At 65.4% G+C, this 17,052-nt stretch carries 13 protein-coding genes and 1 tRNA gene; 5 read left to right on the plus strand and 9 right to left on the minus strand.

What is annotated here, in order from left to right:
• The first annotated feature begins 32 nt into the window (after positions 1 to 32).
• Positions 33 to 109, plus strand: a tRNA-Pro gene (locus G7079_RS05405).
• Between the two features lie 141 nt (positions 110 to 250).
• Positions 251 to 1,297, plus strand: coding sequence for a TraB/GumN family protein (locus G7079_RS05410; protein ID WP_166056277.1), 1,047 nt, complete (start codon positions 251 to 253; stop codon positions 1,295 to 1,297).
• A gap of 15 nt (positions 1,298 to 1,312) precedes the next feature.
• Here the strand turns inward: G7079_RS05410 and dxs are convergent, their stop codons facing one another.
• The 4 genes from dxs to G7079_RS05430 all read right to left on the minus strand — a co-directional run bounded on the left by dxs (position 1,313) and on the right by G7079_RS05430 (position 8,356).
• Complete coding sequence (gene dxs, locus G7079_RS05415) at positions 1,313 to 3,223, minus strand: 1-deoxy-D-xylulose-5-phosphate synthase (RefSeq protein ID WP_166056278.1); 1,911 nt, start codon at positions 3,221 to 3,223, stop codon at positions 1,313 to 1,315.
• A gap of 127 nt (positions 3,224 to 3,350) precedes the next feature.
• Positions 3,351 to 5,426 carry a M13-type metalloendopeptidase gene (locus G7079_RS05420; RefSeq protein ID WP_166057846.1) on the minus strand — a complete coding sequence of 692 codons (2,076 nt, stop codon included), beginning with the start codon at positions 5,424 to 5,426 and terminating at the stop codon, positions 3,351 to 3,353.
• 150 nt (positions 5,427 to 5,576) lie between these two features.
• On the minus strand, positions 5,577 to 6,971 hold the full coding sequence (locus G7079_RS05425; protein ID WP_166056279.1) for a pitrilysin family protein: 1,395 nt from the start codon (positions 6,969 to 6,971) through the stop codon (positions 5,577 to 5,579).
• A complete protein-coding gene (locus G7079_RS05430; protein WP_166056281.1) occupies positions 6,968 to 8,356 on the minus strand; it encodes a pitrilysin family protein in 1,389 nt (462 codons plus the stop codon). Before G7079_RS05430 ends, G7079_RS05425 begins: the two co-directional genes overlap by 4 nt.
• Positions 8,357 to 8,469: 113 nt before the next feature.
• On the opposite strand from G7079_RS05430, the gene G7079_RS05435 reads away from it, so the two are divergent.
• Positions 8,470 to 9,855, plus strand: a complete 1,386-nt coding sequence (locus tag G7079_RS05435) for an MBL fold metallo-hydrolase (RefSeq protein ID WP_166056283.1) — start codon at positions 8,470 to 8,472, stop codon at positions 9,853 to 9,855.
• 10 nt (positions 9,856 to 9,865) lie between these two features.
• Entirely contained in the window at positions 9,866 to 10,285 is a 420-nt protein-coding gene (locus tag G7079_RS05440) for a DUF1801 domain-containing protein (RefSeq protein WP_166056285.1), read from the plus strand.
• A 3-nt stretch (positions 10,286 to 10,288) separates the two neighbouring features.
• Here the strand turns inward: G7079_RS05440 and G7079_RS05445 are convergent, their stop codons facing one another.
• The gene (locus G7079_RS05445) at positions 10,289 to 11,467 is read right to left on the minus strand and encodes a low temperature requirement protein A (protein WP_206203249.1); all 1,179 of its coding nucleotides are present in this window, start codon (positions 11,465 to 11,467) and stop codon (positions 10,289 to 10,291) included.
• 1 nt (position 11,468) lies between these two features.
• Positions 11,469 to 11,816: a hypothetical protein gene (locus tag G7079_RS05450; RefSeq protein ID WP_166056287.1), complete on the minus strand. Its 348-nt coding sequence runs from the start codon at positions 11,814 to 11,816 to the stop codon at positions 11,469 to 11,471.
• A gap of 362 nt (positions 11,817 to 12,178) precedes the next feature.
• Here G7079_RS05450 and G7079_RS05455 point away from each other — a divergent pair, with 362 nt between their 5' ends.
• Complete coding sequence (locus G7079_RS05455; RefSeq protein WP_166056290.1) at positions 12,179 to 13,510, plus strand: DEAD/DEAH box helicase; 1,332 nt, start codon at positions 12,179 to 12,181, stop codon at positions 13,508 to 13,510.
• Positions 13,511 to 13,571: 61 nt separating this feature from the next.
• On the opposite strand, the gene G7079_RS05460 is transcribed toward G7079_RS05455, so the two are convergent.
• The 3 genes from G7079_RS05460 to G7079_RS05470 are packed head-to-tail and all read right to left on the minus strand — an operon-like array spanning position 13,572 to position 17,042.
• Positions 13,572 to 14,342 carry a queuosine precursor transporter gene (locus tag G7079_RS05460; protein ID WP_166054341.1) on the minus strand — a complete coding sequence of 257 codons (771 nt, stop codon included), beginning with the start codon at positions 14,340 to 14,342 and terminating at the stop codon, positions 13,572 to 13,574.
• Positions 14,339 to 15,043, minus strand: coding sequence for a DUF502 domain-containing protein (locus G7079_RS05465; protein WP_166056292.1), 705 nt, complete (start codon positions 15,041 to 15,043; stop codon positions 14,339 to 14,341). Before G7079_RS05465 ends, G7079_RS05460 begins: the two co-directional genes overlap by 4 nt.
• Positions 15,044 to 15,068: 25 nt before the next feature.
• Positions 15,069 to 17,042, minus strand: coding sequence for a bifunctional serine/threonine-protein kinase/formylglycine-generating enzyme family protein (locus tag G7079_RS05470; RefSeq protein WP_166056294.1), 1,974 nt, complete (start codon positions 17,040 to 17,042; stop codon positions 15,069 to 15,071).
• Positions 17,043 to 17,052: the final 10 nt, after the last annotated feature.

The raw sequence follows: 17,052 nt of genomic DNA on the forward strand, positions 1-17,052 counted from the left end.
ACTCGACAGGTTACAATTCGTGTTCGCGAAGTCGGGGCGTAGCGCAGCCTGGTAGCGCATCTGCCTGGGGGGCAGAGGGTCGTCGGTTCGAATCCGGCCGTCCCGACCAATTCGCGGAACCTGAAGTGACAAGACACGCTCGAACGCCCGGCATCGTCCGGGCGTTTCGCTTTTCGCGGTTCACCCGGCAGTTGAACTTCAGGCGATGCGCTCGGTCACACTGCGCCGAATGGATCGATGGAGCGTACGGATGCGGATGACGATGCTGGCGGTTGCGTTGAGCTCGATGTTGCTGATGCCGCTGCAGGCGCAACAGGCGGCCCCGGTGCCCGTGAACGCGAACCCGTCTGCCCCCACCACGCAACAGGCCATGTCCGCCGATGGCATCCGCACAGAAGCCACTGTGGTGGTCACCGGCGAGCAACCGGGGCCTGGCTTGTGGCTGGTGCGCAATGGCAATCACGACCTGTGGATACTCGGCACGTTGAGTCCGTTGCCTGCGGGCATGCAGTGGCAGTCGAAGCAGTTGGATGAGATCGTCGCGAATGCGCAGGAAGTGATCTACGAGCCATCGTTGAACGTGAACTCCGACATCAGCAAGTTCCGTGCGTTGCTGTTGCTCCCTTCACTCATCGGGATCAAGAACAACCCGGATGGCAAGCGGCTGTCGGAGGTGTTGCCGCCGGTGACTTACGTGCGATGGAGCGCCTACCGCGATCGATTCCTCGATCGCGATGCCGACAAGTTGCGCCCCGCATTTGCTGCGGAAGCGCTGTGGAAGGCGGCGATCAAGCGCAGCGGCATGAGCGACAAGAACGTGGCGAAGACGACGGTCGCAGCGGCGGTCGAGCGCTACCACCCCAAGGTCACGCTGGTGCGGCAGACCATCACGGTGAAGGATCCGAAAGCCGTCCTCAAGCAGTTCAAGGCCTCGGAACTGGAAGATCGGATTTGCCTGGAACGCACCCTCGACCGACTGGGACAGGACATGGAAACTCTGCGCGCGCGCGCCAACGCATGGGCGATGGGGAACGTGGCGGCGATTCGCGCGCTGCCGCAGAACGACCAGTACCAAGCATGTATGGAAGCCATCACCGAAAGCGGCATCGGCCGCAAGCTGGGCATGGGCGATGTCGCTGCCCGCTTGCAGGCCGAATGGCTGGCGAAAGCAGAAGCGGCGCTTGCGACCAATACCACGACCCTGGCGATCCTGCCGATGCAGGAATTGTTGCGCGCAGGCGATGTGATGGATCAGCTCAAGGCCAAGGGCTACACCGTACTCGCGCCGGACGAATGAACCGGCGCGTATCGGTCAGGCGCTGCGCACCGCGCTGGTGGCTGGTTGCGCAAGTTGCGGCCAGCGCTTGATGATCGATGCGCGAATGCCGTCGGCATCCAGCCCAGCTTCGGCCAACAGATCCTCGCGGCTGGCGTGGTGCTGGAATTCATCCGGCAGGCCCAGGTGCAGGATCGGCATGGCGATGCCCTCCGCCGCCAGCAGTTCGGCTACGCCGCTGCCGGCACCACCGGCGACCACATTGTCTTCCAGCGTGACGAAACCTTCGTGCGTACTGGCCAGTTCCAGGATCAACGCGCGATCCAGCGGCTTCACGAAACGCATATTGACCACGGTGAGGCCGAGTCCTTCCCCGACTTTTTCTGCCGCCGGCACGAGTGCGCCGAAGGCGAGCAGGGCGATGCGTGATCCGCTGTGTCGCAGCTGCGCCTTGCCGATGGGGAGCGTGTCCAGCGATTGCGAAACCGCAACGCCAGGGCCGGTGCCGCGCGGATAGCGGACGGCGGCCGGGCCTTCGAATTCAAAGCCGGTGCTAAGCATCTGCCGGCATTCGTTTTCGTCGGCAGGCGCCATCACCACCATGTTCGGCACGCAGCGCAGGTAGCTGAGGTCCAGGTTGCCGGCGTGCGTCGCGCCGTCCGGGCCGACCACGCCGCCGCGGTCGATGGCGAACAGCACGTCGAGCTTCTGGATCGCCACGTCGTGCACCAGCTGGTCGTAGCCGCGTTGCAGGAAGGTCGAGTAGATCGCAACGACGGGCTTGGCACCTTCGCAAGCCATGCCGGCGGCCAACGTCACCGCGTGCTGCTCGGCGATGGCGACATCGAAATAGCGTTCCGGATATTCCTTGCTGAAACGCACCAGGCCGGAGCCTTCGCGCATCGCCGGGGTGATGGCAAGCAGCTTGTCATCGGCCGCCGCCATGTCGCATAGCCAGTCGCCGAACACGTCCGTGTAGGTGGGCTTCTTCGCGCCGCCGGCCTTCGCCACCACGCCTTGCGCGGGGTCGAACGGGCTGACCGCGTGGTAGCCGATCTGGTCGCCTTCGGCGAGTTCGTAGCCCTTGCCCTTGACCGTCATCACATGCAGTAGTTGCGGACCCTTCAGGCCTTGCAGGGTCTTGAGCACGCCGAGCAAGGCATCGGTGTCGTGGCCGTCGATCGGGCCGGTGTAGTGGAAGCCCATTTCCTCGAACAGGGTGGAGGGCACGAACATGCCCTTCCAGTGTTCTTCCCAGCGGCGCACGAATTTCGCCGGGCCGGCGTGTTTGTCGCCAAGCAGCTTCTTGCCGCCTTCGCGCAGCGCATTGAGCGTCTTGCTGCCGGTCATGCGGCCGAGCATCTTGGTCAGCCCGCCGACCGCTTCGCTGATCGACATCCGGTTGTCGTTGAGGATGACCAGCAGGTTGGGTTCCTGGTCCATGCCGCCGGCGTGGTTCAGTGCTTCATAGACCATGCCCGCGGTCATCGCGCCGTCGCCGATCACCGCGACGACTTTGCGGTCGTTGCCGGCACGCGCATTGGCGATCGCCATGCCCAACGCGGCGGAGATCGAGGTAGACGAATGGCCCACGCCAAAGGTGTCGTAGTCGGATTCCTCGCGCTTCGGGAATGGCGCCACGCCGTCCTTCTGCTTGACCGTGTGGATCTGGTCGCGGCGGCCGGTCAGGATCTTGTGCGGGTAGCACTGATGGCCCACGTCCCAGACGATGCGATCGTCCGGCGTGTTGTACAGGTAGTGCAGCACCGTGGTCAGTTCCACCACGCCGAGGCCGGCGCCGAAATGCCCGCCGGATTTGCCCACGGATTCGATCAGGTAGGCGCGCAGCTCGTCGGCGACGGCGCGCACATCGGATTCGGGAAGCTGGCGCAGCTCGGCCGGGCTGTCGATCTTCGACAGCAGGGGGTAGCGGGTGGCGTCGATCATGTGGGTATTGTCGCGCCGCAATGATGTGGGGGCAATGAAGTGCGCCTGTCCGTGACGAAGTGTGAACCCCAAAGACAAAGGCCCGGACTAGCCGGGCCTTTGCTGACGTCCCGCGGGGAGGTGCGGGTTACCAGATCACCACTTGCTTGTCGCCGGTGCGCACCATCGGGTCGCCGGCCTTGCAGCCGAACGCCGTGGCGAAGGCCGGCATGTTGGACGGGGCACCGATGGCGCGGTATTCGGCCAGGGCGTGTTCGTCGGTCTGCAGGCGCTTGTCCAGTTCCTGCGGGGTGAAGTTGCGACGCCACACCGTGGCCCAGCCGTAGAAGAAGCGCTGGTCGCGGGTCAGGCCGTCGATCATCGGATCGGGCTGGCCGGCAGTGGCCTTGAGCAGGGCGTCGTGGGCGGTGTTCAGGCCGCCCAGGTCGGCGATGTTCTCGCCCAGGGTGTGGTTGCCGTTGAGGTTCTTGCCGTTGCTGGCCTTGTAGCCGTCGAACTGGGCGACCAGCTTGCCGGTGCGGGCCTTGAAGCCTTCTGCGTCGGCCGGGGTCCACCAGTTCTCCATGTTGCCGCCGGGGCCGAACTTGCTGCCCTGGTCGTCGTAACCGTGGGTCATCTCGTGGCCGATCACCGCGACGATGCCGCCGTAGTTGAGCGCGTCGTCTGCCTTCGGGTCGAAGAACGGCGGCTGCAGGATCGCGGCCGGGAAGGTGATCTGGTTGGCCAGCGGGTTGTACTGCGCGTTGACCGTCTGCGGGCGCATGCCCCATTCGGTCTTGTCGACCGGCTTGCCGATCTTGCCGATGTCCCACTGGTAGTTGAACTTGCGCGCGGCCATCACGTTGCCGATATAGCTGTCGCGGCTGGTGGCCAGGCCATTCCATTCACGCCACTTGTCCGGATACCCCACGCGCGGCTGGAATGCAGCCCACTTCTCCAGCGCCTTCTTCTTGGTGTCCGCGCTCATCCAGGCGAGGTTCTCGATGCGGGCCTTCAACGCGTCGCCGAGGTTCTTGATCAACTCCTGCATCTTGGCCTTGGATTCGGCCGGGAACGCGACCTTCACGTACATCTGGCCCAGCGCCTCGCCGACCTGGCTGTCGATGGTGCCGAGCACGCGCTTGCCGCGCTCCTTCAACTCCTTCTGGCCGCCCAGGGTCTTGCCGTAGAACTCGAAGTTGGCCTGCACGAAGTCGCTCGACAGGTACGGGGCCGCGCCATCCAGCAGGTGGAAGCGCAGGTAGCTCTTCCACTGCGCCGCCGGCACGTCGGCCAGCATCTTGCTGACTTCGGCGTGGTAGGCCGGCACCGACAGCGAGAACATGGTCGGAACGGCGACGCCCTGCGACTCGAACAACTTGGAGAACGGGAAGTTCGGCGACAGCTTGTCGGCTTCGGCCGGGCTGACCGGGTTGTAGTACAGGCCGACGTCGCGCGAGAACTCCTCGCTCGACTTGCTGACCTTGGCCAGGCGGGTTTCGAAGGCCAGCACGTCCTTGGCCTGGGTCGCGGCATCGGCGGCCGGTACGCCGGACAGCTCCAGCAGCTTGGTGGCGTAGGCGACGTACGCGTCGCGGATCTTCTGGTATTCCGGCTTGCTGTAGTACGGCACGTCCGGCAGGCCCAGGCCGCCCTGTCCGGTGGCGGCGATGTTGATGTCGGAGTTCTTGAAGTCCGGCATCGAACCGATGCCGATCAGGTAGCCATTGCCCTCGGCGGCCGAGGCGCGCAGGAAGTCGGCGATGCTGGCGGTGTCGGTCAGCGCGTCGATCTTCGCGAGTTCGGGCTTCAGCGGTTCGATGCCCTGTGCGTTGACCTTCGCTTCGTCCATGCCGGTGGACCAGAAGTCGCCGACGATCTTGTCCACGCCGGTGCCATTGGCCTTGGCCGCGGCCTGGTCGGCCAGCTGGCGCTGCACGGCCTGCGAACGTTCGTCCAGCATCTCGAACGCGCCCCAGCTGCTGCGGTCGCCCGGGATCGGGTTGGCGGCCAGCCACTTGCCATTGACGTAGCCGGCGAAGTCCGTGCAGGCGTTCTTGGCGGCATCCAGGTCGGCCAGGGTGAACTGGTTGAACGGCGGCAGCTTGGATTCGTCCAATGTGTATGCAGCGGCCGCATCGGCCTTGGCGGCATCGCCCGTGGCCTTGTCAGCCGGCTTCTGGCAGCCGGCGAGCGCGGCCGCAATGGAGAGGGACAACAGCAGGGTCTTGGGCATTTTCACTGGAAGGCGGCTCCGTCGTGCGGAAGGGGTGGAAGGCGCGATGCGGCTTGGCGCAACGTCGCGCGACTGTAGCCGCTGGCGCGTGCGCCAGCGGGTGCCACAGGTCATGCCGGGGCGAACCCGGTTTGAGGGTCAGGGCGTGAAGCGCGGGTCGGTCAACTTCATTTCGGTCAGCGGGCCGTAGCCCTTCATGGTGTCGCGGATCTTGGCGGCATCGCCAATGGCGACGATCACCAGGTCCTTGCTGTCCGGGAACACCGCGCCGGCTTCCGCGATCTGCGCCGGGGTGGCGGCGGCGATCCTGCCGAGGTAGCCATCGATGGCATCGCGCGTATCGCCGTACAGCGTCATCTGCACCAGTTGCGCGGCCAGTTGCGGGGCGGTTTCAAGATCGGGTGCGAACTGGCCGGCGACGTAGTGCTTGGCGGAATCGATGGTGGTCGCGTCCAGGCCGTCCTTGTGCAGGCGGTCGAGGGTGGCGATGGCCAGGTCGATCGCCTGTTTGGTCGAATCGGTCTTGGTAAAGCTGCTGATCACCGATGCGCCCGGCTGCTGCGGCCGCTGCACTTGTGCGCTGGCGCCGTAGGTCAGGCCCGTCTTGATGCGCAGCTCGGTGTTGAGCATCGAGGTGAAGCGGCCACCGAACGCGGTCTGCACCAGGTCCTGCGCGGCTTCCGCCGGATCGCCGTGCTTGCTGCCGATGTTGGCCAGCGCGAAGTAGGTCTGGGTCGCACCCGGCTTGTCCACCAGCAACACGCGGCGGCCGCTTTCGCGCACCTTCGCTTCGACCTGCGGCAGCGTGCCGCTGGCCTTGGCCCAGCCGCCGAACGCCTGCTTCACCTGCGCGGTCACCGCCTTGGCATCGAAGTCGCCGGCGATGGCGATGACCAGGCGATCGCCGCCCATCTGCTGCTGGCGGAAGGCCTGCAGGTCGGCCAGCGAAATGGTGGCGAGGCTGGTTTCGTCGCCGCCGGTCGAACGCCCGTAAGGATGCCCGCGGAACAGCCAGCCACCGGAATACAGGCCGATCAGCTGGCGCGGGTCGGAGTCCTTGGCGTTGGCGATGCCGTCGATGGCGCGCTTGCGCAACTTGTCGAATTCCGCGGCCTCCATCTTCGGTCGCAGCAAGGCATCGGCGAGCAGCGACAGCATCAGCCCGCTGTCCTTGGACAGGAACTGCGCATTGGCGACGATCGCCTCGCGCGAGCTGCCGAAGCCGATGTTGCCGCCGGCACCATCCACGGTCTGCGCGAACTGCAGCGCGTCGCGTGAACCCGCGCCCTTCGACAACATTTCGCCCAGCAGGTCGGCGGTGCCTTCCTTGCCGGGCGCATCGGCCAATGCACCGCCGCGCACGGCGATATTGGCGGCGATCAACGGCACGTCCTTGCGCGGCATCAGCAGCACCGTTGCGCCGTTGTCGAGCGTCACAGTCTGGTAGTCGGGCAACTTGATGTCGGCTGCAGTGGCGGCGTTGAAAGCGAATGCCGCGACCAGCGCGATGGAAATAGTGCGGAAGTACTTCATTTCGCGGCCTCCTTGTTGTCCGCGCTGGGTGCGGCGGCGACCGGTTTGAGCAAGCCGGTGGTGCGGTTCTGCACGCGCAGGATCTTTTTCGCCAGCGCCTGGATATCGGCGGCGGTGACGGCGTCGTACGCGGCCGCGGTATCGAACAGCTTGTGGTAATCGCCCTTGAACACCTCGGTTGCGCCCAGTGCGCGCGCCTTGCCATTGATCGTGGCCATGCCACGCCAGAACGAGGCCGCTTTCAAGTTGCGCGCCTTGTCGAGTTCAGCGGCGGTCACGCCATTGCGCGCGACCTTCGCCAACTCGTCGTCCAGCAAGGTTTCGACCTTCGCCATGTCGCCGGCAACATCCTTGCTGGGCGGCAGCATCGCGTAGACAGTCAGCAACCCCGGATCGAAGCCCTGGTCGGCGAACGCGCCGGCCTGCACCGCGGCCTGCTCCTGTTCGACCAGGCGCTGGTTGAGGCGCGAGGAATCGCCCTGTGACAGGATCGTGGTCAACAGTTCCAGCGTCGGATAGTCCTTGCTGCCTGCGCCCAGTCCGGTATGGAAGGCGTAGGCGACGATCGGCGATTGCGCGTCGGCGCGCTCCACCACGATCCGGCGTTCGCCTTGCTGTTCGGGTTCGACGGTGGTGATCGGCGTCGGTTCCGGCTGTTTCTGCAGCGGTGCCAGGTATTTGTCGGCCAGCGCGAACACCTGCGCCGGGTCGACGTCGCCGGCGATCACCAGCACCGCATTGTTCGGCGCGTAATAGGTCTTGAAGAACTTCTTCAGGTCATCGGACTTCCAGTGCTCGATGTCGCTGGGCCAGCCGATGGTCGGGAACTGGTAGGGATGCGCGGTGAACGCAGTGGCTTGCATCTGCTCCAGCAGGGTGCCGAAGCTGTCGTTGTCCACGCTGGAGCGGCGCTCGCTGTAGACCACGCCGCGCTCGCTTTCCACCACCTTCGGGTCGAACGACAGGTTGGCCATGCGGTCGCCTTCCAGGTCGAAGATCGTTTCCAGCGCGCTGCTCGGGAACCAGTCGGTATAGATGGTCAGGTCGTTGCTGGTGCTGGCGTTGTTGCTGCCGCCGGCGGCTTCCATGGTGCGGTCGAATTCGCCGGGCGCGCGCCTGGTAGTGCCGTTGAACATCATGTGCTCGAAGAAATGCGCGAGCCCGGTGATGCCCGGATATTCGTTGCGGCTGCCGACCTTGTAGAAGGTGTAGTAGTTGGCGTTGGGGATGTCGTGGTCGGGCCAGACGATGATCTTCAGGCCGTTGGTCAGGGTCTTGCTGACAATGGCCTCGCTGCCGGGCACCTTGGCGGCGGGCGTGGCGGCGACGGCGGCGACGGAACTCAGGCCCAGCGCGATCGCGCAGGCCAGGGACAACAGGCGCATGGGGAATCCCCTGGGTGACGAATCCCGGCACCATGCCCGAAGTGGCTGGGGTCGTCACCTGCCGGAAGTCGTGGCACTGGTACGCTCGGGACTTTCGTGAACGGAGCGAATCGATGCGCGTGAAATTCCACGGCGCGGCCGGCGAGGTCACCGGCTCGTTGCACCTGGTCGAGGCCGGCAAACCCGGCGCCATCAAGCATGTCCTGCTGGATTGCGGGATGTCGCAGGGCAGCGCGGAAATGGAGGCCAGCAATGCCGATCCGTTTCCGTTCGACGTGGACAGCATCGATGCCTTGGTGGTCAGCCACGCGCACATCGACCATATCGGCCGCGTGCCGTTGTTGGTCAAGCGTGGTTTCCGCGGCGCGATCTGGGCGCAGGAGGCGACCGCAGAGCTGATGTCGATCATGCTGCTGGATTCGGCATCGCTCGCCGAAAGCGATGCGGAGCGTTTCAATCGTCGGCGCGAGCATGGCGAGGCGGAAATGCAACCGCTGTACACCAAGGACGATGTCGCCGATGCGATGGCGCAGGTGCGCACGCTGCCGTACGACACGCGCGAGGCGATCTTCGACGGCATCGAGATCGCCTTCCGCGATGCCGGCCACATCCTGGGTTCCAGCATCGTCGAGCTATGGGCCGATGGAAAGAAGCTGGTGTTCTCCGGCGACCTCGGCCCGAAGGGCACGCCGATCCTGCGCGATCCGACGCCGATCCGCGAAGCCGACCTCGTGCTGATGGAATCGACCTACGGCGACCGCAACCACAAGGATCGCGCCGAAACCATCGTCGAACTCGGCAACATCCTCGACGAAGCCTGGCGCGATGGCGGCAACGTGCTGATCCCGGCATTCGCGGTGGGGCGTTCGCAGGAACTGCTGTACTGGTTTGCCAAGCATTGGGACGAGTGGAACTTGTCGCGTTGGCAGGTCTTCCTGGATAGCCCGATGGCCGGCAAGGTGGTGCAGGTCTATGGCCATCACCATGAGCTGTTCGACGAGGAAGCGCAGGCGGTGTGGCGCGGAAAGCCGAATCCGTTCGCGTTGCCCAACCTGCACATCACCCAAGGTGCCGAGGAGTCGATGGCGATCAACCAGGTCGAACGCGGCGCGATCATCATCGCCGGCAGTGGCATGGCCAATGGCGGGCGAATCCTGCACCACCTCAAGCAGAACCTCGGACGGCGCGAGGCGCACCTGGTGTTCGTCGGTTACCAGGGCGCGGGAACGCTGGGACGCCGGCTGGTCGATGGCGCAAAATGGGTGCGCGTCCACGGCCGCGACTATCGGGTCAACCTGCAGGTACACACGGTGGGCGGGCTGTCGGCGCATGCCGACCAGCACGGGTTGCTGGAGTGGTACGGCCACTTCGAACCCAAGCCGGCGCTGGCGCTGGTGCATGGCGAAGACAAGGCGCGCGAGGCGCTGGCGGGCGAGATCGGCGAGCGCGACGGCATCGAGGCAGTATTGGTACGGCCCGGCATGACATTACAGGTGTGAGGAGCGGCGGATGAGCGAATCGAAGACACGCCCGACCACGGTGTCGGTTTCGGAATTCCTGGCGCAACAGACCGACGAGCGTCGCGTTGATTGCGAAGCCGTGGTGCAGATGATGGAAGCGTCCACCGGCGAGCGCGCCGAGATGTGGGGCGCGGCCATCGTCGGTTTCGGCCGCTATGCCTATACCAACAGCACGAAGAAGCCGCAGGAATGGCCGCTGGTCGGTTTCTCGCCGCGCAAGAACGACCTGACGCTGTACATCATGCCGGGCTTCGACGGCTTTACCGAGCTGATGGCGCAGTTGGGCAAGCACAAGACCGGCAAGAGCTGCCTGTACCTGAAGAAGCTTGCCGACGTGGATGCGAAAGTGCTGCACAAGCTGATCGACGGCTCGGTCAAGGCGATGGAGCCGCAGCGAATCCGGCGTTGAGCGCTATGCCTGCTTCCTGTGCAGCGAGAACCATTCCCATAGCGCCACCAGTACCAAGGTTGTGGTGGTGAGCCAGCCCAGCGCCAGCGCGCTGAACATGTGACCGAATGCCGGCACGGAAAGCGCAACCAATATGGCCAGGCCGGCCATGTGCGAAAACGGCGGGAAGCGGCGCGGGTTGGTCGCCCATTTGAACAGCATGTTGCCGAGCAGGTACAGGAATGGGCCGCCCAGGATGATGGCGATGCCCATGTTGTCTGCATGGTCCGGGTGCACCAGTACCAGTTCATCCGCAACCGCGCACAGGATGATGCCGGCGATGATCGGGATGTGCAGGTAGGTATAAGCCAGGCGCGCAACGGAGCCACGGTCCGCGGCATTTTCGAAGTGGTGCACGGCGCGCCCGGAGCCGGAATCGAAATAGAGCCACCACATCGCCACCGTGCCGAAGAATGCGGCCAGGAAACCCAGCATATGTGGCTGATCCCATTCCAGGCCGGAAAAGGTGGCGCCTGTGATCAGCAACGATTCGCCCAGCGCGATGATCACGAACAGGCCGCAGCGCTCGCCCATGTGATGCGGATCCACGTCCCAGTCGGCAGTCGTCGATGCGCCCAGGCCTGGCGCGCGGAAGAAGGCGATGGGGCCGAGGTATTCGATGCCGATCGCGATCGCCCACCACGCCAGCCGGGCCTCGGTGTCGGCCAGGCCGCCGAGTACCCAGAACACGCCGGAGGCCAGTAGCCAAAGGAAGACGCGGACGAAGTTGCGGCCGTGGCTGGTACGCGGGCTGAAGGCGCGGATCATGTACAGCGTGCGCACCAGGTGTTGTGCGACATAGGCCAGCGCGAATACCAGGCCACGATCGGCGAATGCACGCGGCAATGCCGCGGACATCAGGATTCCCAACAGCATCAATGCGAACAGCAGTTGCCTGACCGCGGTGGACGACGGGTTGAGCCAGTTGGTGCACCAGGTGGTGAAGATCCAGATCCACCACACGCCGAGGAACATCAGGCCGGTCTGCAGCGCGCCCTGCGGGGTCAAATGCTCGAGTAGCCCGTGCGAGAGCTGGGTGATCGCGAACACGAAGACCAGGTCGTAGAACAGCTCGACCATGCCGACATGGCTGCGTTGCTCGCCGGCCTGGCGCAGGACCGGCTCGCGCGACCAATTGATCATCTCAGCGCCTCTTGCCAGTGGCGACGCTGGCAAGCAGCAACAGGCCGCCGACGAAACCGATGTTCTTCATGAAATGCAGCAGCTGCGCGCCTTGTTCGGCACCTTTCAGTAGCCAGAATTTGTGCGACATGCCAGCGTCCACCAGCATCAGTGCGGCGGCGAGCAAGGCCATCAGCCGCAACCGCCAGCCGGCGGCGATCAGCACGCCCAGCACGAATTCCGCGGCACTGAAGCCCAGGGTGGCATTCGATGTGGGGGCGCCTTGCAAGGCCTGCCACAGGCGATAACCGCCCATCACGATGAACACACTGGCCATCAGCCATTGGGCAAGGCGGGTTTCGGGCTTCATGTCGTCACCATCCTGAAGATGGTGGCAAGAGTGTCACGCGGGCCGATTTGGCGGAAGAGCCTGAACGCCAGGCATTGGGTGTTGTTGCGTTGCAGCAGTCGGGCCGGTTTTCGCGTACTATGCGCGCTGTTCTGCGCACGGCTGATCTCCCCTGTTCCTTGATGGGGCGCGTTTTTCCTGATCAAGCCGGCCGCTCACGCGGCTTTCTTCCCGTACGCCTTTCGTCGCGCAGACACGGCCCGGATGTTCCGGCGTCGTGCCATCGTCGACTCGTTGCGCGGATTGGACTTGCTTGCAGGTCCAGCAGGAACGCTCGGGTTCGCCCACGCCTTGCGCGTGGGTTTGCAAAACCGGAGTTCCAAATGACGTTCGAAACCCTTGGCCTTGCGCCTGCTTTGCTGCGCGCGCTTGCCGACAACAACTACACCACCCCGACCCCGATCCAGGAACAGGCGATCCCGCTGATCCTGGCCGGCCACGACGTGCTGGGCGGCGCCCAGACCGGTACCGGCAAGACCGCCGCGTTCGCGCTGCCGGTGCTCAACCACCTGTCCAAGCTGACCCCGCCGGCCGGCCCGCGCAAGCCGCGCGCGCTGGTGCTGGTGCCCACCCGCGAACTGGCAGTGCAGGTGGCCGACAGCTTCAAGACCTACGGCCGCCACCTCAAGCTCAATGTCACCACCTTGTTCGGTGGCGTGGGCATGCAGCCGCAGATCGACCAGCTGCGTCGCGGCGTGGACGTGCTGGTGGCCTGCCCGGGTCGCCTGATCGACCACCTGGATCGCGGCAGCGTGAAGCTGGACGCTGTCGAAGTGCTGATCCTGGACGAAGCCGACCGCATGCTGGACATGGGCTTCCTGCCGGCGATCAAGCGAATCCTCAATCGCCTGCCGAAGCAGCGCCAGACCCTGCTGTTCTCGGCCACGTTCGAGGCGCAGATCAAGGCACTCGCGCTCGAGTTCATGAACAACCCGCAGCAGGTGCAGGTGGCGGCGCAGAACACGATTGCGCAAACCATCACCCACCGTGCGCATCCGGTCGACGGCTCGCGCAAGCGCGACCTGCTGATCCAGATCCTGTCGCAGCGCCACACCGACCAAGTGCTGGTGTTCGGCAAGACCAAGCACGGTTGCAACCGCCTGGCCGAGCAGCTGGAAGAAGCGGGCCTGCCGTCGGTCGCGATCCACGGCAACAAGAGCCAGGCCGCACGCCAGAAAGCGCTGAAGGACTTCAAGTCCGGCAAGGCGCGGATCCTGGTGGCGACCGATGTGGCCGCGCGTGGCTTGGATATCCCCGACCTGCCGCTGGTGATCAACCACGACCTGCCGATGGTCGCCGAAGACTATGTGCACCGCATCGGCCGCACCGGTCGCAACGGCGCGCAGGGCGAAGCGCTGTCGCTGGTGTCGCCGGAAGAGGGCGGCCTGCTGCGGCAGATCCAGCGCCTGCTGAAGGTCGATTTGACGATGGACGTGGTGCCCGGTTTCGCGCCGAGCAAGCCGATCCGCCTGGATACGCCGATCCCGAAGAACGGCGGTGGCGGTGGCCAGCGCCCGCCGGGTCGCCCGGCCGCGCGTCCGCACGCGCGTCCCGCAGCGCGTCCGACCACCCACGCCGGTCCGAAGCAGCACCGTGCGGGCGGGCAGGCCGCGTATGCCGGCAAGCGCAACGCGCCGCGTGGCACGCGCGCCTGATCGGCGAGTCACACTCGATGTGCAGAAGGGTCGGCATTGCCGGCCCTTTTGTTTCGCGGGATCAATCTTCGGACGCGTGCCGGCGCAGCTCCGCCGCGCGTTCCTTGCCGAGGTAGCGATGGATGCCGGCACGCGCCAGGTACAGCAGCGGGATCAGCGCGATCGCCGCCAGCATCTTGTATGCGTAGTTGAGCGTGCCGACCGCGAGGAACAGCGAGGTCGGCCAGTGCTGCGGGCCGATCACGAAGGCGATGTACAGCACCACGAAGCTGTCGACCAGTTGCGAGACCGCGGTGGAGCCGGTTGCACGTAGCCAGACATGGCGTTCGCCGGTAGCGCGCCGAATGCGGTGGAACACGTGCACGTCGATCAGCTGGCCGATGAGGAACGCGATCAACGACCCCCAGATCGTCCACAGGCCTTGCCCGAACACCGCGGCGAATGCCGCCTGGTAATCCGGCACGCCCTGGTCCTTGGCCACGCCGACCCACCAGGATGCGGGCGCAAGATGGATCGCCACGAAGGCGAACACGAAGCCGTACACGATGAGTGCCGCGGCCAACCAGCTGATCATGCGCACGCCGCGCTTGCCGAAATACTCGTTGACCGTGTCGGTCATGATGAACACGATCGGCCACAGCAGCGTGCCGGCGGTGAAGTTCAGCGAACCGCTCTGGCCGAACAGGTTCCACTGCAGCGGCGCGATGCCCAGCGTGTCTTCCAGCGCGAAGATCTTGACCCCGATGAACTCCGCCAGCACCGCGTTGACGCAGAAGAACGCGGCCAAGCCGATGAACAGCCGGGTGGCGCGGTCCTCGAGCAGCTTGATCACGGCTTGGCCGGTTCCGATGGTGGTGCCGGCGGCCGGTATGCCGGCGGCGAGAACGGAATGGCATCCGGCGCTACTGCGCCACCGCTGATGATGAAGCTCATCGCCTGGTCCACCGTCCATTCCGTGGGCGTGATCTTCTCCATCGGCACGATTTCAAGGTAGCCGGAGGTCGGGTTCGGCGTGGTCGGCACGTACACCGCCGCCAGTTCGCGCCCGGTGCCTTGTTCGCGCATCACGCGAGTGACGAAACCCAGCGTCTTCATCTCCGCATGCGGGAAGTCGATCAGCACCACGCGCTGGGTGCCATCGGGTTTGGTCTGCAGGATGTCGAGCAATTTACGCGCGCTGCCGTAGATCGTGTTCGCAAGCGGGATGCGCGCCACCAGCGCCTCGAACCACTTGAGCAGGCGCTGGCCGATGACCCGTCGCGCCAGCCAGCCGACCAGCAGGATGGTGAGTACCGTTGCGACCAGGCCGATTGCGCCCAGCACCCAAGGCTCCACCAACCAACCGAACGATTGCGGATTACGCGCGGCGATGCCTTGCAGCGAAGGCTCGATCAATGGCCGGCTGACATCGCTCAGCAGCATGAACACGAACTTCACCACCACCCACGTGAGCCACAGTGGCAGCAGGGTCAGCAGGCCGGTGAGGAACAGGCGTTGCAGGCGTTGGGCGAGTGGAGCGGGAGGTGTCGACATGCGCGCATTGTAGGCGCGATGGGGCTCAGCCCTCGCGTACCAGGCGGATGCCGATGTCGGCGTAGCCACGATTGGCGTCGAGCGCGCGCGGCTTGCCGCTGGCGATGCGTTTGCCACAGGTGCTGTCGCCGCACAGGGTGGTCCAGCCCGACACCGGCGTGGTTGCACTCGCCTTCATCTCACCGGGGCTAGGCAGTCGATAACGGCGTTTCTCGCGCTTGCCCAGCCAGACGGCATAGGCTTCCGCATCGACGGCAGAAACGCAGACCACTGGGGCTCCATCGCTGCCGACCTTGCTCCAGTCGCGCTTGGGGCCGAAAAAGCCGTTACGCCGTCCGCAATCGGCGGGTGTTCGGCCCGTGGCATTGGCGAAGGCCGCATAGTCGGCGCGGCTAACCACGCGGACACTGGTGTCCGTCGCTTGCGAGCCATTGCGTGCCGGAAGGGTTGCCGTTGCCGAGGCAGTCGAGGCAGGCAAGCGGGCGGCCTTGGCCTGCAGTGCCTGGCTGCGCGCAGCATCCAGGCCCAGCCAGCGCATGCCGGCGAGCAAAGCTTCGGTGCCGTTGCGATCCTGCTTCGTGACCAGCATGTCGACGCGCTCACCCAATGCGACATCCAGCCGCTTGCGTAGCAACACCATCGCGCTACCGCTGCCGCCACGGCGCACGTCGAGCTGGCGCGCGCGTTCGTAGGCGAGATGCGATGCGCCGGTGTCGCCATCGCGCAGGCCTTGTTCGGCCAATTCGCTCAATGCGTCGAACAGGCGTGCGGTCAGTACCTGGGTTTGCGGATGGGTCGCGTCGACCCGCCATGCGGCATCCAGGCTGTCCCAGGCGTTGCCGTTCGGTGGGGCGATGATGTGGCCTTCGCGCAATTGCTGCTCGGCGTTGGCGAGATAGGCGCCGATGCCGCCGGCATCCGCCCCCGGCGTCGTTTCGAACAGGCCAGTTTGCGCGTCCGAGGCGGGGGTGGGCAGGGCTTCGCCTGTGGTTGGCGCATCCGTGCCGACGATCTCTTGCGTGGCCGCAGGGCCGCCTCGACCGTCCATGAATTGGACGATGCCGAACGCCAGCGCCGCCACTGCGGCGGCGCCGAGGGTCCACGGTTTCCAGCCGGTGAAGCGTATGATTGGCGCATGTGCGGTGTCGTCTGCCGGCAGCGGGACTTCGACGACCCCGAAATTGCGGCCTGCGCGTTTTTCCAGTTCACCCAGCGCATCCAGCATGTCCTGCGCACTGGCGAAGCGATCGCCGGGTTGCTTGGCCAGTGACTTGTCGATGAAGCCCTGCCAATGCTTCAGCGCCGCGGGCATTCGCGGCACCGGATCCTGAACGTGCTTGAGCGCCATCGACAATGCATCGCCGGCGTTGTACGGCAGGCGTCCGTTGAGCATCTCCCACGTCAACACGCCGATGCTGTAGAGGTCTGCGCGGCGATCGACCTCGCCACCGCGCGCCTGTTCCGGCGGCATATAGGCGGTGCTGCCAACCGCAAGCCCGGTCGTGGTCAGGCGCGGATTGCTGCCGCGGCGCAAGGCGATGCCGAAGTCGGCCAGTTGCGGGCGGTCGGCATCGTCGAACAGCACGTTTTCCGCCTTGACGTCGCGATGCACCACGCCGCGTACATGCGCGTAGTCCAGTGCGGGCAGCAATGCACGCAGCACGGCCGCGACTTTCTGCTGGTCGCCGCGCAGGTTGCGCTGGGCTAGGTGGCCGCGCGCCAGGTAAGGCATCGAATAGAACGGCAGGCCGTCGGCGGTGCGCCCCACGTCGAAGATGCCGACGATGTTGGGGTGCTCCATCCGCGCGATGATGCGCGCCTCGTTCTCGAAGCGGCCGCGGCTGACTTCATCCGCCAGCGCCTCCGGCAGCATCACCTTCAGCGCGACCTTGCGGCCCAGCGAGGCCTGTTCGGCGAGGTACACGGTGGACATGCCGCCATGACCGATCACGCGCAGGATGCGATAACCGTCGATCTGCGGGTATTCGTTGCTGGACAAGGCGTCTTCC

The organism is Thermomonas sp. HDW16 (genome assembly GCF_011302915.1).
Taxonomy (GTDB): Bacteria; Pseudomonadota; Gammaproteobacteria; order Xanthomonadales; family Xanthomonadaceae; genus Thermomonas.